Origin of the sequence: Herbaspirillum sp. SJZ099, assembly GCF_007828355.1 — a bacterium.
In the GTDB taxonomy this organism is placed as follows: domain Bacteria; phylum Pseudomonadota; class Gammaproteobacteria; order Burkholderiales; family Burkholderiaceae_D; genus Herbaspirillum.
Map to the genome: position 1 here is coordinate 192,456 of NZ_VIUO01000003.1, position 15,199 is coordinate 207,654.

The 15,199-nt window shown below is 64.5% G+C and carries 14 protein-coding genes; all 14 read left to right on the top strand.

From position 1 onward, the window contains the following. Nucleotides 1-158: 158 nt before the first annotated feature. The 14 genes from FB597_RS08740 to FB597_RS08805 all read left to right on the top strand — a co-directional run bounded on the left by FB597_RS08740 (nucleotide 159) and on the right by FB597_RS08805 (nucleotide 15,197). Entirely contained in the window at nucleotides 159-830 is a 672-nt protein-coding gene (locus FB597_RS08740; protein ID WP_141914463.1) for a DUF1120 domain-containing protein, read from the top strand. Between the two features lie 233 nt (nucleotides 831-1,063). Next, complete coding sequence (gene leuS / locus FB597_RS08745; protein ID WP_144769242.1) at nucleotides 1,064-3,712, top strand: leucine--tRNA ligase; 2,649 nt, start codon at nucleotides 1,064-1,066, stop codon at nucleotides 3,710-3,712. 16 nt (nucleotides 3,713-3,728) lie between these two features. Continuing rightward, the gene (gene lptE / locus FB597_RS08750; protein WP_141914465.1) at nucleotides 3,729-4,274 is read left to right on the top strand and encodes an LPS assembly lipoprotein LptE; all 546 of its coding nucleotides are present in this window, start codon (nucleotides 3,729-3,731) and stop codon (nucleotides 4,272-4,274) included. Nucleotides 4,275-4,298: 24 nt separating this feature from the next. Then, on the top strand, nucleotides 4,299-5,318 hold the full coding sequence (holA, locus tag FB597_RS08755; RefSeq protein ID WP_144769244.1) for a DNA polymerase III subunit delta: 1,020 nt from the start codon (nucleotides 4,299-4,301) through the stop codon (nucleotides 5,316-5,318). 186 nt (nucleotides 5,319-5,504) lie between these two features. After that, entirely contained in the window at nucleotides 5,505-6,773 is a 1,269-nt protein-coding gene (locus FB597_RS08760) for a glutamate-5-semialdehyde dehydrogenase (protein WP_144769246.1), read from the top strand. A 151-nt stretch (nucleotides 6,774-6,924) separates the two neighbouring features. Next, a complete protein-coding gene (locus tag FB597_RS08765; RefSeq protein WP_144769475.1) occupies nucleotides 6,925-7,350 on the top strand; it encodes a CopD family protein in 426 nt (141 codons plus the stop codon). A gap of 74 nt (nucleotides 7,351-7,424) precedes the next feature. Continuing rightward, the gene (locus FB597_RS08770; protein ID WP_144769249.1) at nucleotides 7,425-8,030 is read left to right on the top strand and encodes a 2-hydroxychromene-2-carboxylate isomerase; all 606 of its coding nucleotides are present in this window, start codon (nucleotides 7,425-7,427) and stop codon (nucleotides 8,028-8,030) included. A 90-nt stretch (nucleotides 8,031-8,120) separates the two neighbouring features. Continuing rightward, a complete protein-coding gene (locus FB597_RS08775; protein ID WP_144769251.1) occupies nucleotides 8,121-9,377 on the top strand; it encodes a class I SAM-dependent RNA methyltransferase in 1,257 nt (418 codons plus the stop codon). 197 nt (nucleotides 9,378-9,574) lie between these two features. Further along, entirely contained in the window at nucleotides 9,575-9,988 is a 414-nt protein-coding gene (locus FB597_RS08780; protein ID WP_141914471.1) for a DoxX family protein, read from the top strand. A 152-nt stretch (nucleotides 9,989-10,140) separates the two neighbouring features. Beyond that, nucleotides 10,141-10,974 (top strand): dioxygenase, encoded by an 834-nt coding sequence (locus FB597_RS08785; RefSeq protein ID WP_144769253.1) that lies wholly within the window; start codon nucleotides 10,141-10,143, stop codon nucleotides 10,972-10,974. A 62-nt stretch (nucleotides 10,975-11,036) separates the two neighbouring features. Further along, nucleotides 11,037-11,936, top strand: a complete 900-nt coding sequence (locus tag FB597_RS08790) for a LysR family transcriptional regulator (protein ID WP_144769255.1) — start codon at nucleotides 11,037-11,039, stop codon at nucleotides 11,934-11,936. A gap of 438 nt (nucleotides 11,937-12,374) precedes the next feature. Continuing rightward, nucleotides 12,375-12,905 carry a 2,4'-dihydroxyacetophenone dioxygenase family protein gene (locus tag FB597_RS08795; RefSeq protein WP_255464002.1) on the top strand — a complete coding sequence of 177 codons (531 nt, stop codon included), beginning with the start codon at nucleotides 12,375-12,377 and terminating at the stop codon, nucleotides 12,903-12,905. Between the two features lie 2 nt (nucleotides 12,906-12,907). Beyond that, a complete protein-coding gene (locus FB597_RS08800) occupies nucleotides 12,908-13,648 on the top strand; it encodes an SDR family NAD(P)-dependent oxidoreductase (protein WP_144769257.1) in 741 nt (246 codons plus the stop codon). 262 nt (nucleotides 13,649-13,910) lie between these two features. Beyond that, entirely contained in the window at nucleotides 13,911-15,197 is a 1,287-nt protein-coding gene (locus tag FB597_RS08805; RefSeq protein WP_141914475.1) for an MFS transporter, read from the top strand. The last annotated feature ends 2 nt before the right edge of the window (nucleotides 15,198-15,199 follow it).

The window sequence follows — 15,199 nt, forward strand, 5'->3', positions numbered from 1 at the left end:
CGAAATATGTTGATATTAATGCAATCTGTTTTTTGAGATTTTTCTCATATAAACACGAGGAACGAATCGGCAAACTGACGTCACTGCATCAAGCAAACGAAGTCTGCAAACAGCGCGATGCATATGAATCCAACGCCATCCCCAACCGAGGAAACATCATGCACAACGTTATCGCCCGCTCCGCTTTCACCGCTATCGCCGCCTTGGCCTCGGCCGCCGTCTTTGCCGGCCCCAGCGCAGAACTGAAGGTCACCGGCGTGATCAAGCCGGTCGCCTGCACCCCGACCATCGGCACCGGCTCGGCCGTGATCGACTATGGCAACATCCCCGCCGGTTCCCTGACCCCGGGCGCCAACAAGGTTCTCGACACCAAGGAAGTGCCGTTCACGATCACTTGCGAAGCCCCGGTCAAGATGGCCGTGACGGCGGTCGACAACAAGGCCGCCAGCAAGGTGACCGGCCTGGCCGCGATGGTCTCGCGCAATGCCACCGAAAGCAGCATGTTCGGCCTGGGCGCTGCCGCCGGCAAGAACATCGGCGCCTTCCACTTCTCGATGAAGCAAGGTTCCTTCACCGGCGACGGCGTTGCCGTGAACACCATCGGTTCGGCGGTGTCGGCCACCCCGAGCTGGAGCACAGTCAGCGCCGGCGGCATGACCACGGGCCGCATGCTGTCCTGGGCGCCGGCCGGCAGCACCACCCCGGGTTCCTACCGGGTCGTCAGCGGCACCTTGTCCGTGGTCGCCATCCTGAACAAGCCTGAAAACCTGGACCTGACCCAGGACATCAACCTGGACGGTTCGGCCACGATCGAAGTGAAGTACCTGTAAGCCTGCGACACCAGCAGTTTTCCTGCGCCATCCTGCGATAGTCTTCCCTGGCCCCTCCTGGGGGCCACTTTGCCCGCTTCGCCTGCGAAGCGGGCTTTTTTGTTTCCGGAAAGGAAATACCTGCCGGTCTTTACATCCGCGTGCGGCCATCGCGCCAGACTGCCTCCCCCTGGAACGAGCCGGTATAATGCAGGGTTTCGAATTCCAACCGTTTCCATTCGTTTCATCCCGTCATGCAAGATAAATACAGCCCCGCCGAAGTCGAGCAGTCCGCGCAGCAGCATTGGAACGCCATCGACGCCTACAAGACCGTCGAACACGCCAAGGACGCCCAAGGCCGCGACAAGAAGAAGTTCTACGCCTGCTCGATGCTGCCCTACCCGTCCGGCAAGCTGCACATGGGGCACGTGCGCAACTACACCATCAATGACGTGATGTACCGCTACCTGCGCATGAACGGTTACAACGTGCTCATGCCCATGGGCTGGGACGCCTTCGGCATGCCGGCCGAAAACGCCGCGATGGCCAACGGCGTGCCGCCGGCGCAGTGGACCTATTCCAACATCGAGTACATGAAGAAGCAGATGGCCTCGATGGGCCTGGCCATCGACTGGTCGCGCGAGATGACCGCCTGCTCGCCCGAGTACTACAAGTGGAACCAGTGGATGTTCCTGAAGATGCTGGAGAAGGGCATCATCTACAAGAAGACCGGCACCGTGAACTGGGACCCGATCGACCAGACCGTGCTGGCCAACGAGCAGGTGATCGACGGCCGCGGCTGGCGCTCGGGCGCGCTGATCGAAAAGCGCGAGATCCCGATGTACTACGCCAAGATCACCGACTACGCCGACGAACTGCTGGAACACGTCGAAACCAAGCTGCCCGGCTGGCCGGAACGCGTGCGCCTGATGCAAGCCAACTGGATCGGCAAGTCGACCGGCGTGCGCTTCGCCTTCCCGCACGACATCAAGGATGACGACGGCGCGCCGATCAACGACGGCAAGCTGTACGTGTTCACTACCCGCGCCGACACCATCATGGGCGTGACCTTCTGCGCCGTGGCGCCGGAACACGCATTGGCCACCTTCGCCGCCAAGAACAAGCCGGAACTGCAGGCCTTCATCGCCGAATGCAAGAAGGGCAGCGTCATCGAAGCCGACATGGCGACGATGGAAAAGAAGGGCATGCCGACCGGCCTGTTCGTCACCCATCCGCTGACCGGCGAGAAAGTCGAAATGTGGGTCGGCAACTATGTGCTGATCACCTACGGCGATGGCGCCGTGATGGGCGTGCCGGCGCACGACGAGCGCGATTTCGCCTTCGCCAAAAAATACAGCCTGCCGATCAGGCAGGTGATCAGCGTGGAAGGCAAGACCTACTCCACCGACGCCTGGCAAGAATGGTACGGCGACAAGGAAAGCGGCAAAACGATCGCCTCCGGCAAGTACGACGGCCTGGGTTACCAGGCCGCGGTCGAGGCAGTCGCCGCCGACCTGGCCGCCAAGGGCCTGGGCGAGAAGAAAGTCACCTTCCGCCTGCGCGACTGGGGCATCTCGCGCCAGCGCTACTGGGGCACCCCGATCCCCATCATCCACTGCCCGCACTGCGGCGACGTGCCGGTGCCCGAAAAAGACCTGCCGGTGGTGCTGCCGGAAGACTGCGTGCCGGACGGCAGCGGCAACCCGCTCAACAAGCACGAGCAATTCCTGCACGTCGACTGCCCCAGCTGCGGCAAGCCGGCGCGCCGCGAAACCGACACCATGGACACCTTCGTGGATTCGTCCTGGTATTACATGCGCTATACCTCGCCGCACAGCGACAAGGCCATGGTCGACAGCCGCAACGACTACTGGATGCCGATGGACCAGTACATCGGCGGCATCGAGCACGCGGTGCTGCACCTGCTGTACGCGCGCTTCTGGACCAAGGTCATGCGCGACTTCGGCCTGGTCAAGTTCGACGAGCCGTTCACTAACCTGCTCACGCAGGGCATGGTGTTGAACGAAACCTACTACCGCGAAGACGCCGCCGGCAAGAAGACCTGGATCAACCCGGCCGACGTGGAACTGACCTTCGACGACAAGGGACGCCCGGTGTCGGCCATCCTCAAGGCCGACGGCCAGCCGGTGGAAATCGGCGGCACCGAGAAGATGTCCAAGTCCAAGAACAACGGCATCGACCCGCAGGCGCAGATCGACCAGTACGGCGCCGACACCGCGCGCCTGTTCACCATGTTCGCCTCGCCGCCGGAGCAGACGCTGGAATGGTCGGGCGCCGGCGTGGAAGGCGCCAACCGCTTCCTGCGCCGCGTATGGGCCTTCGGCTACAACAATGCCGCGCGCATCGCGGCTGCCGGCAAGCTGGACGCCGCGGCCCTGGATGACAAGCAGAAGGAACTGCGCCGCGAGGTGCACAAGGTGCTGCAACAAGCCGACAACGACTTCAAGCGCATCCAGTACAACACCGTGGTCTCGGCCTGCATGAAGATGCTCAACACGCTCGAAGGCGCCAGGCTGGAAGACAGCGCCGCCGCCAACGCGGTGCTCGCCGAAGGCTTCTCGATCTTCCTGCGCGTGCTCAACCCGGTGGCGCCGCACATCACCCACGCGCTGTGGCAGGAACTGGGTTACGCCAAGGCCTTCGGCGACATCCTCGACGCGGCATGGCCGCAGGTGGATGCCGGCGCGCTGGAGCAAAGCGAAATCAAGCTGGTGGTGCAGGTCAACGGCAAGCTGCGCGGCGAAGTGACGGTCGCCAAGGATGCCGACCGCGCCGCCATCGAAGCCGCCGCGCTGGGCAATGAAGACGTACAGAAGTTCGTCGCCGGCACCCCGAAGAAAGTCATCGTGGTGCCGGGCAAGCTGGTCAACATCGTGGTCTGATTTCGAACGGATATCCATGCACGCTCAAGCACAACAAACACGCATCGGGCAATGGCTGCTCATGCTGGCCGCCGCCCTGCTGCTGACGGCCTGCGGCTTCCACCTGCGCGGCGCGGCCGACCTGCCGTTCAAGACCATCTACCTGGGCTTCGCGCCCAACTCGGCGGTCGGCGTGGAGCTCAAGCGCAACATCCAGGCCAGCGGCACCACGGTGGTCGACAACCAGAAGGAGGCCGAAGCCATCCTGAAGGTGCTTTCCGATACCCGCGACAAACAGGTCCTGACCCTCAACACCGACGGCCGGGTGCGTGAATACGCGCTGTTCCAGCGCTTCACCTTCTCGGTGACCGACGCCAAGGGCGCCGTGACCATCCCGCCCACGGCCATCACCTTGCGCCGCGTGATTACCTACGATGCCAACCAGGAACTGGCCAAGCAGGCTGAAGAAGCGCTGCTGTACCGCGACATGCAGTCCGACCTGGTGCAGCAGATCCTGCGCCGCCTGTCGGCCTCGAAATCGGCGCTTTCGACCGAAAAGGCCGCGGCCGGCGGCGACTCCTGAGCCGCGCCTGACGGAACCCGCTCCATGCAACTACGGCACGACGCCCTCGACACCCATCTCGGCAAGACGCTGGCGCCGCTGTATGTGATCGCCAGCGACGAGCATCTGCTGGCGCTGGAGGCGGCCGACAAGATCCGCCGCAGCGCGCGCGCCAACGGGTATACCGAGCGCGACGTGCTGGTGGTCGAGCGCAGCTTCAAGTGGGGCGAACTGCTGGCGGCCAACCAGTCGCAATCGCTGTTCGGCGACAAGAAACTGATCGAACTGCGCATCCCCACCGGCAAACCCGGCAAGGACGGCGGCGCCGCGCTGCAGGAATATGCGGCCAACCTGAGCCCCGACAACCTGACCATCATCAGCCTGCCCAAGCTCGACTGGGCCACGCAAAAAGCGGCCTGGGTCGGCGCCTTGCAGCAGGCCGCGGTCTACATCGACATCCCGCTGGTCGAACGCGCCCAGTTGCCCGGCTGGATCGGCAACCGCCTGGCGGCCCAGCAGCAAAGCGCCGGCCGCCCCTGCCTGGATTTCATCGCCGACCGCGTGGAAGGCAACCTGCTGGCGGCGCACCAGGAAATCCAGAAGCTGGCCTTGCTGCATCCGCCCGGCCAGCTCTCGTTCGAACAGGTGCAGGATGCCGTGCTCAACGTGGCGCGCTACGACGTATTCAAGCTCAATGAAGCGATGCTGTCGGGCGACGTGGCGCGCCTGACGCGCATGATGGACGGCCTCAAGGGCGAAGGCGAAGCGCTGCCGCTGGTGCTGTGGGCGGTGACCGAAGAGATCCGCACCTTGCTCAAACTGAAGTCCGGCATGGCGCAAGGCAAGGCCGTCGGCGCCCTGCTCAAGGAATACCGCATCTGGGGCCCACGCGAGAAGCTGATGGAACCGGCCCTGCGCCGCATCAGCCTGCCGGCGCTGCAAACCGCGCTGCAGGAAGCCGCGCAGATCGACCGCATGGTCAAAGGGTTGCGCGCCAAGGCTTTCGCCGGCGACCCGTGGGATGCGTTGTCGCAGCTGGGGCTGAAACTGGCGCGCGGACGCTAGATCTCCCCATCGACAAGCTCAGGAGAACCTTCGATACGCGGCGGCGCCGCTACTCAGGCCGAACGGTTTAAAGTTCATCACGTATCCATTCGGACTGAGTAGCCGCTTTAGCGGCGTATCGAAGGCACAGCAACAAGATTTTGAACATGTTCTAATTAGCGCACAGGCACGGAAAGAAACACACTCATGGAAAACATTGAGCTCTACATGAACCAGATCGGCCAACGTGCGCGCGCAGCTTCGCGCGCCATGGCCCGTGCCGACACCGCCGCCAAGAACCGGGCGCTGGTCCTGATCGCCGCCGCCATCCGGCGCGACGCCGATGCGCTGCGCGCCGCCAATGCCAAGGATCTGGACGCGGCGCGCGCCAATGGCCTGGCCGAGGCCATGCTGGATCGCCTGACGCTGTCCGACAAGGCCATCGCCACCATGGCCGAAGGCCTGGAGCAGATCGCGCAATTGCCCGACCCGATCGGCGAGATCAGCAACATGAAATACCGCCCCACCGGCATCCAGGTCGGCCAGATGCGCGTGCCGCTGGGCGTGATCGGCATCATCTACGAAGCCCGCCCGAACGTGACGGTGGATGCCGCCGGCCTGTGCATCAAGAGCGGCAACGCCACCATCCTGCGCGGCGGCTCGGAAGCGATCCACTGCAACCAGGCGCTGGCCAGGCTGGTCAAGGAAGGCCTGGCCGGCGCCGGCCTGCCGGAAGACGCGGTGCAGGTGGTCGAAACCACCGACCGCGCCGCGGTGGGCGCGCTCATCACCATGCAGGAATACGTCGACGTCATCGTGCCGCGCGGCGGCAAGGGCCTGATCGAGCGCCTGATCAAGGAATCCAAGGTGCCGATGATCAAGCACCTGGACGGCATCTGCCACGTCTACATCGATGACCGCGCCGACGCCCAAAAGGCGCTGGACGTGGCCTTCAACGCCAAGTGCCACCGCTACGGCACCTGCAACACCATGGAAACCCTGCTGGTGGCGCGCGACATTGCCGCCGCCGTCCTGCCGCCGCTGGCCGAACTGTACCGCGCCAAGGAAGTGGAGCTGCGCTGCGATCCCGAGGCCGCTGCCATCCTGGCCGGCTATCCGCTGCTCAAGGATGCCGTGCCCGAGGACTGGGACACCGAATACCTGGCGCCGATCCTGTCCATCAAGGTGGTGGCCGGCCTGGATGAGGCGATCGAGCACATCAACCGCCATTCGTCGCAGCACACCGAGAGCATCATCACCGAGGACTACACGCGCGCCATGCGCTTCCTGCGCGAAGTGGATTCGGCCTCGGTCATGGTCAACGCCTCGACCCGCTTCGCCGATGGCTTCGAATACGGCCTGGGCGCCGAGATCGGCATTTCCAACGACAAGCTGCACGCGCGCGGCCCGGTCGGACTGGAAGGCCTGACCTCGCTCAAGTACGTGGTGCTGGGCCAGGGCCAGGTGCGCCAGTAAGCTGCCCCGGCGGCAACATCAGCATCATCGGCAACACCGCAGCAATCAGGTAATCAGGCGGACACAAGCCGCCGCCATCATGTCGCTGGAACAGCCCGTCATGCGCGGGCAGGCGGCGGCCGTCCATCCCATCGACCAGCCAAGGAACACCATGCTCTGGATCAAAGCGCTGCACATCGTCTTCATCGCCTCCTGGTTCGCCGGCCTGTTTTATTTGCCGCGCATCTTCGTCAACCTGGCGCAGGAGACCGAACTGGTGGCGCGCGAGCGCCTGCTGGGCATGGCGCGCCGCTTGTACCGCTTCACCGGCATCACGGCGCTGGCGGCGCTGGGCTCCGGCCTCTGGCTGCTGGCGCTGACCTGGCAATTCTGGCGCGGGCCGGGCAACGGCTGGCTGCACGCCAAGATCTTCCTGGTGCTGCTGGTGATCGGTTACCACCATGCCTGCGGTCCGCTGCTCAAGAAATTCGAACTGGGGAAAAACACGCGCAGCCATGTCTGGTTCCGCTGGTTCAACGAAGTGCCGGTACTGCTGCTGCTGGCCATCGTGATCCTGGTCGTAGTCAAGCCGTTTTAAGCGCGCCGCCGTTCCAAGCGCTTCCGTTTTCAAGCCGTAGATCATCCACTCTCATCAGCCAACCGGAGCCGGTCATGAGCAAAACCTGTGAATACTTCTTCGCGCCGCATTCGCCGTTCGCCTACCTGGGCCACGAGCGCTTCGTCGCCCTCGCCGAAAAATACGATGTGCAGATCCTGCCCAAGCCGTTCGACCTGTCGAAGATCTTCGGCGTCTCCGGCGGCCTGCCGCTGGCCAAGCGCGCCCCGCAGCGCCAGGCCTACCGCTTGAAGGAACTGGCGCGCTGGAGCGAATTCCTCGACAAGCCGATGATCCTGCAACCCACCTACTTCCCGGTCAACAGCGACACCGCCGCGCGCATGATCATCGCCGCCCAGCTGGCGCACGGCACCGCCGCCTCGCTCAAGCTGGCCGGCGCCGTCATGCGCGGCGTGTGGGAAGAGCAGAAGAACATCGCCGACAACGACACGCTGGCGGCCATCGCCAACGCGCTGGGCCACGATGGCGCGGCGCTGCTGAAGTCGTCGGAAACCGCCAGCGTGCAGGCCGAATTCGACCGTTTCACCGATGAAGCCAATGCCGCCAACGTGTTCGGCGCGCCCTGGTTCATCTATGAGGGCGAAGGCTACTGGGGCCAGGATCGCCTCGACTTCGTCGAGCGCGCATTCGCCAAGTCCTGAGGACTTCAGCGGTAAAATGACGCCGGGCCGCGCATTCGCGGCCCGGCGTCCTCATTTGGACATGACATACAACGGACAAAAGGTACCCCCATGCAATCCTTCCAGACCACCTATTCCTACTTCTGCCCCTGCCCGCGCGGGCTGGAAACCGCCCTGGCCGAAGAACTCGATGAAATCGCCCAGCATGCCGGCCCGGCCGCCGCGTTGAAGGTGCACAACCAGGTGCCGGGCGGCGTGCACTGCTCGGGCACGCTGCTGGCGACCTACCAGTTGAACCTGCATTCGCGCATCGCCAGCCGCGTGCTGCTGCGCATGGCGCACGGTTCCTACAAGAACGAAAACGACATCTACGACCTGACCCTGGCGCAGCCGTGGGAAGACTGGTTCAAGGTCTCGCACACCATCCGCGTGGACATGACCGCCGTGAAGTCGCCGCTGCGCAGCCTGGAGTTCACCACGCTCAAGATCAAGGACGCCATCTGCGACCGCTTCCTCGACCTGATGAAGCTGCGCCCTTCAGTCAACACCAAGACGCCCGACATGCGCATCGCCGGCTTCGTCGACGCGCACAATTACACGGTCTACCTCGACACCTCCGGCGAAGCGCTGTTCAAGCGCGGCTGGCGCGAGGAAACCGGCGACGCGCCGCTGCGCGAGAACCTGGCCGCGGGCCTGCTGCGCACTTCCGGCTGGAAGCCGGGCGTGCCGCTGTTCGACCCCATGTGCGGTTCCGGCACCATCCTGGCCGAAGCCGCGCAAATGGTGGCCGGCGTGCCGCCGGGCGCGCGCCGCCGCTTCGCCTTCGAGAAATTCAGCAACTTCAATGCCGAAGCCTGGCTGGCCATCAAGGGCGACTTCAAGCCCAATCCGCTGCCGACTACCCCGACGCTGTTCGGCAGCGACATCTCGGGCGACATGGTCGAACTGACGCGCCATAACCTGGCGCGCGCCGGCATCCAGTTCGAGATTCCCCTGAAACAGATCGAGGCGCAGGAAGTGAAGCCGCCGGTCGGCGCCGACGGCAAGCCGCTGGTCGGCATCATCCTCACCAATCCGCCCTACGGCGAGCGTATCGGCGTGCGCGGCGACCGCGCCTTGCCGACCGAGGAATTGTTCGCGCAGTTCTTCAGCGCCTTCAGCACGACGCTCAAGCAACGCTTCGCCGGCTGGAGCGTGTTCCTGTTCTCGGCCGACCTCGGTCTGCCCAAGCTGATGCGCCTGAAGGAGTCGCGCAAGACGCCGTTCTTCAACGGTGCGCTGGAATGCCGCCTGTTCCGTTTCGACATGGTGGCCGGCTACAACCGCCGCGAGGAAGCCAAGCCGCACGCCAAGAACAGCGAAGACTGAACGCAGCCCCGCCGGCAGGAAGCGATTGCCAGCCAAGCGATTGCCAGTCGATTGTCAACCTCGGCGAGACAATCCTTCCCGCCCAAACGGATTTATCTGCACCCGATCTTTCCCTAAAGTGTCGTCATGGGCAGCCGCTCCACAACGCAATGCGCATCATCCGGCTGCCTCATCCACACACTTATCCGGGGAATATCATGACTACCGTCACCGCCAATACCAAAGCCGACTACGCCGCCTTCCTGCTGCGCGTCACCATGGGCATCTTCTTCCTGGTCCATGCCGGATTGAAGATTTTCGTCTTCACGCCGGCCGGCACCGCGGGCTTCTTCGCCTCGCTGGGCGTGCCCGGTTTCCTGGCCTATCCGGTGATGCTGCTGGAAGTGGTCGGCGGCCTGGCGCTGGTGCTGGGCTACTACGGCCGCTGGCTGGCCATCCCGCTGGCGCTGGACCTGCTGGGCGCGATCGTGCTGGTGCATGGCCCGGCCGGCTTCTTCTTCACCAATCCGAAGGGCGGCTGGGAATACCTGGCGCTGTGGATCGTCGGCCTGGTTGCCGTCTTCCTGCTGGGTGACGGCGCTTTCGCCCTCAAGCGCGAACATCGCAACTAAGAAATCCCAAGTACCCAAATACCGTTCGGACTGGGCAGGCCCGTCAAGGGCCGCATCGAAGACACGCAGACGGCTCGCCTTCGATACGCGGCGCAGCCGCTACTCAGGACGAACGGGGAGTAGCATTACCAACCATTCCACCGGAGAGCGCCATGTCCGATTCCCTGCCCCTGCCTTCGCTGTTCGTCTCGCACGGCTCGCCCATGCTGGCCGTGGAACCCGGCCGTACCGGCCCGCTGCTCGCCAGCATCGGCGCGGCGCTGCCCCGGCCCAAGGCGATCGTGATCGTCTCGCCGCACTGGGAAACCGCGACCGCGCGCGTGGGCAACCAGCCCAAGCCGCCGGTGATCCACGACTTCGGCGGCTTCCCGCAAGCGCTCTACCAACTGGATTACCCGGCCCCCGGCCAGCCGGCGCTGGCCGAGCATGTGGCGCGCCTGCTGCGCGACGGCGGCGTGCCGGCCGACGCCGATGGCAGCTGGGGCCTGGACCATGGCGCCTGGGTGCCGATGCGCTACCTGTATCCGCAAGCCGATGTGCCGGTGGTCCAACTGTCGCTGCAGTCGCACATGCCGCCGGACTATCACTATCGGGTCGGCCAGTTGCTGGCGCCGCTGGCCAGGGAAGGCATCCTGCTGGTCGGTTCCGGCAGCTTCACGCATAACCTGCGCGAACTGCGCCGCAACGATCCGGCCGCGACCGACGATGCTGCGCACACGACGGAGTTCCTGCGCTGGTTCCTCGAGCGCATGCATGCCGGCGACCTGCAAGGCCTGTTCGGCTACCGTACCACCGCGCCGCACGCGGTGCGCAACCATCCCAGCGACGAACACTTGCTCACGCTGTTCTTCGCCATGGGCGCGGCCGATGACTGGACGCAGTTCGTGCACCTGGACAGCGGTTCGACGTATCATAGCCTGCGCATGGATGCCTTCGCCTTCGGCTCGGCCTCCAAGCTGTTGGCACAACTACCGGCAGCCGCCTGAGCCATCCGTCTCCGCAAGCCGCGGAACGGTGCTCCCGCGGCGCCGTTGCGGGGATACGGGATTTGAACAAACTGCGCGAAATCGAATGCTTCATCGCCGTGGCCGAGCTGGGCAGCTTCGTGAAGGCCGCCGATGCGCTTGGCATCTCCAAGGCGGCGGTCTCGCGCACCGTCCTTGAACTGGAGGCGCGGCTGGGCTCGCGCCTGATGCAGCGAACCACGCGCCGCCTGTCGCTCACCGAAGCCGGTACGCTGTACCTGGAACGCTGCAAGCAGATCGTGGCCGCCCTGGAAGAGGCCGACGACCTGCTGCTGGCCGGCGCCGCTAACCCCGGCGGACTGCTGCGCATCAACGCGCCGCACACCTTCGGCGTGCTGCACCTGGCGCCGCTGTGGCCGATGTTCCTGGAACGCTATCCCGGCGTGGCGCTGGACATCACGCTGTCGGACCGCATCGTCGACATCATCGACGAAGGCTTCGACATGGCCATCCGCATCGCCCGTCTGTCCGACTCCACGCTGGTGCACCGCAAGCTGGCCAGCACCGGCCTGCTGGTGTGCGCTTCGCCGGACTATCTCGACAAGCACGGCACGCCGACCCACCCGCACGAACTGGCGCAGCACCAGGCCATCAGCTACAGCTATAACACCGGCAAGGACGACTGGCAGTTCGACGGCCCCGAAGGCGCGGTCAGCGTCAAGGTGCGCTCCCGCATGCACGTCAACAACGGCGACAGCTGCGTGGCGGCGGCGCTGGGCGGGGCGGGCATCACGCGCCAACCCACCTTCATGATCGACCAGCATCTGCGCAGCGGCCGGCTGGTGCCGCTGCTCACCGAATACAGCGCGCCGGAACTGGGCATCTATGCCGTCTATCCCAGCCGCGCCCATCTGCCACCCAAAGTGCGGGCGATGCTGGACTTCCTGTCCGAAGCCTTCAAGCAAGTGCACTGGAACGACTGAGCCCCCCCCTTCCGCCCTTTCCGCCCGCCTTTCGCCTGGATTCTTCCCGTCGCTTGGGATGAATGCGGCAGTGCAAAATTTTCATCCTTCATCCGGCGCACTTCCCCGCTCGACTGGACTACACTGCGCCCGCTGAAATTGGTATGACCACTGTATTGGTCGGCGATTCTGTCGCGGATAAGCGACTTCACGGGCATGGCCCTTCATATATGGCTCGCGTTGCGGCACGCGCCCTCCCCCGTCATATGCGCCATCACCCTCCAAACCCTGGACAGGCAGCGATCTGCATGGATGTCCATGACTCGCTTTCACGGCTGTATTCGCGCCGACGCCTGGCTTGACATCTTCTCGCCGATCGCGCAAAGTGACCACATTGCAGACTATATGTCCATATAGTGAACATATGGTGCCAGAAAACACACCAATGAGGAGAACCCAATGAGCAGCGCACCCATGCCAGCCGACTCGAAGATGATGCCCTACCAATTTCCCAATCCCAAGGAAGCCCCGCTGGAGATCGTGGTCAACCCGGCCATTCCCGAAGACGAGCGCATCTGGGTGCCGCAGGCCGAGAACGTCTGGTTCCGCCCGCTGTGCCTGAACGTCTCGCAAGGCTACTGGACCAACCTGCTGCGCGTGCGCAAGTCCGGCGTGCTGTCGCGCCACCGCCATCCGGCGCCGGTGCACGGCATGGTGCTCAAGGGCAAATGGCGCTACCTGGAACACAACTGGATCGCCGAGCAAGGCAGCTATGTGTTCGAACCGCCGGGTGAAACGCATACCCTGTTCGTCCCCGAAGACGTGGAAGAAATGATCACCTACTTCCACATCACCGGCGTGATGTTCTACTGCGACCCCTGGGGCAAGTTCGAGGGCTATGAAGACGTCTATACCAAGCTCGAGATGTGCCGCAAGCATTACGAAGCGGTCGGCCTGGGCGGCGATTACGTCAACCAGTTCGTGAGATAAGCATGAGCACGACCTACAACAACGCCGATTACGATTTCAAGGATTGCGTGGCAGTGGTCACCGGCGGCAACGGCGGCATCGGCGCGGCCATCGGCCAGCGCCTGGCCCGCGCCGGCGCGCAAGTGGTGTGCTGGGACCTGAAGGCCGATCCGGCCTCGCCGTTCCGGCAGGAAGAAGTCGACATCACCGATCCGGCTTCCACCGATGCCGCCGCGCAACGCCTGCTGGCCGACGCCGGCCGCATCGATTTCCTGGTCAACAACGCCGGCTATGCCGGCTCCACCGTGCCGCTGGACGAATATGACGTGGCCGAATGGCACCGCATCGTCAACGTCAACCTGCTGGGCGTATTCCACACCTGCCGCAGCGTGGTGCCGGCCATGCGCGCCGCCGGCAGGGGGCGCATCGTCAACATCGCCTCGCTGGCGGGCAAGGAAGGCACGCCCAACGCCTCGGCCTACAGCGCTTCCAAGGCCGGCGTGCTGGCCCTGACCAAGTCGCTGGGCAAGGAACTGGCCAATGCCGGCGTGCTGGTCAACGCACTGGCGCCGGCCGCGGTGAAGACCCAGCTCCTGGCGCAGATGTCGCCCGCGCACGTGCAGAACATGATCGACAAGAGCCCGATGGCGCGCCTGGGCACGGTCGATGAAGTCGCCGAGATGGTGGCCTGGCTGTGCTCGGGATCGTGCACCTTCAATACCGGCGCCGTGTTCGACCTCTCCGGCGGCCGCGCGACGTACTAAGGGATTTTGAGACCCATGACCGGAATGGGCCACAGCAAAGAATGATCCGGACAAGAGGCGGTCGCGGGAAGATGCAGCCAAGCAGCATCCCGCGCCGGACCGGCCGGCAACGGCCGACCAAACACGCGCCGGCGGCATCCACAACGCCGGCGACGACAGTGCCGCCCAACCAACCAATGCTTTCCGCATCAAGCATCGCGCAAAGACGATGTTGGCAGGGAGCGACCAAATGGCTTACTCATTCACTTTGGAGACATACTTCATGGAAGTTCAGAAACAAAAGAGCCCCAAGCTCAAACGCATCCAGGTCGTCGCGCTGACGTTCCTGATGCTGGCCGGGATCGTCAACTACCTTGACCGCAGCACCCTGTCCATCGCCAACCATTCCGTGAGCCAGGAGCTGGGCCTGTCGGCCTCGCAGATGGGCCTGTTGCTGTCGGCCTTCTCGCTGGCCTATGCCTTCTCGCAACTGCCCATCGGCGCCATGCTCGACAAGTTCGGCGCGCGCGTGATGCTGGGCGCGGGCATGTTCATCTGGTCGGTGGCGCAGCTGGCCGGCGGTTTCGTCACCAACCTGCAGCAGTTCCTGGTGGCGCGCGTATTCCTGGGCCTGGGTGAAGCGCCGCAGTTCCCGGCCGGCGCCAAGGTGGTGTCGGAATGGTTCGCCACGCGCGAGCGCGGCGGCCCCACCGGCATCTTCGTCGCCTCCTCGACCATCGGCCCGGCCCTGGCGCCGCCGATCCTCACCGTGCTGATGCTGTCCTTCGGCTGGCGCATGATGTTCATCATCATGGGCGTGCTGGGCATCGCGGTGTCGGTCGGCTGGTACCTGTTCTACCGCAACCGCAACGAAGTCGAACTGGCCCCGTCCGAAGTGCTGTACCTGGCCGACGACAGCGACAACGACCCGAACGCCAACGCCAAGCTGACCTGGAACGAATGGAAGAGCCTGTTCAAGTACCGCACCACCTGGGGCATGCTGTTCGGCTTCATGGGCGTGATCTACATGGTGTGGCTGTACCTGACCTGGCTGCCGGCCTACCTGGAGCATGAGCGCCACCTGTCGATCGCGCGCACCGGCTGGGTGGTGGTGATTCCCTACATCTTCGGCACGCTGGGCATGCTGTCTTCGGGCTACATAGCCGACGGCCTGATGAAGCGCGGCATGCCGGCCATCCGCAGCCGCAAGTGGCCGATCTGCGCCGGCCTGATCGGCGCGGGCGCCTTCACCATCCCCGCCGCCTACACCCCCAGCACCACCATGGCGATCGTCTACATCTCGCTGGCCATGGCATTCGTGAACATGGCCTCGGGCGGCGCATGGGCGCTGGTCTCGGTAGCGATTCCGCGCCGCCTGGTGGCATCGCTGGGCAGCATGCAGAACTTCGGCGGCTACCTGGGCGGCTCGCTGGCCCCGGTGATCACCGGCGTGGTGGTGGACCAGACCCACTCCTTCGTCAACGCACTGCTGATCAGCGCCGCCGTGGCCTTTGCCGCCGCACTGGTCTACATGTTCGTGGTCAACAAGCCGATTGATGCGCACGCCTGATC

Coding starts and splice junctions, on each gene's coding strand:
- FB597_RS08785 (WP_144769253.1), top strand. CDS start 10,141: ATGTCCGATTCCCTGCCCCTGCCTTCGCTGTTCGTCTCGCACGGCTCG.
- FB597_RS08795 (WP_255464002.1), top strand. CDS start 12,375: ATGAGCAGCGCACCCATGCCAGCCGACTCGAAGATGATGCCCTACCAA.
- FB597_RS08770 (WP_144769249.1), top strand. CDS start 7,425: ATGAGCAAAACCTGTGAATACTTCTTCGCGCCGCATTCGCCGTTCGCC.
- FB597_RS08740 (WP_141914463.1), top strand. CDS start 159: ATGCACAACGTTATCGCCCGCTCCGCTTTCACCGCTATCGCCGCCTTG.
- FB597_RS08800 (WP_144769257.1), top strand. CDS start 12,908: ATGAGCACGACCTACAACAACGCCGATTACGATTTCAAGGATTGCGTG.
- FB597_RS08775 (WP_144769251.1), top strand. CDS start 8,121: ATGCAATCCTTCCAGACCACCTATTCCTACTTCTGCCCCTGCCCGCGC.
- lptE (WP_141914465.1), top strand. CDS start 3,729: ATGCACGCTCAAGCACAACAAACACGCATCGGGCAATGGCTGCTCATG.
- leuS (WP_144769242.1), top strand. CDS start 1,064: ATGCAAGATAAATACAGCCCCGCCGAAGTCGAGCAGTCCGCGCAGCAG.
- FB597_RS08760 (WP_144769246.1), top strand. CDS start 5,505: ATGGAAAACATTGAGCTCTACATGAACCAGATCGGCCAACGTGCGCGC.
- FB597_RS08780 (WP_141914471.1), top strand. CDS start 9,575: ATGACTACCGTCACCGCCAATACCAAAGCCGACTACGCCGCCTTCCTG.
- FB597_RS08765 (WP_144769475.1), top strand. CDS start 6,925: ATGCTCTGGATCAAAGCGCTGCACATCGTCTTCATCGCCTCCTGGTTC.
- FB597_RS08805 (WP_141914475.1), top strand. CDS start 13,911: ATGGAAGTTCAGAAACAAAAGAGCCCCAAGCTCAAACGCATCCAGGTC.
- holA (WP_144769244.1), top strand. CDS start 4,299: ATGCAACTACGGCACGACGCCCTCGACACCCATCTCGGCAAGACGCTG.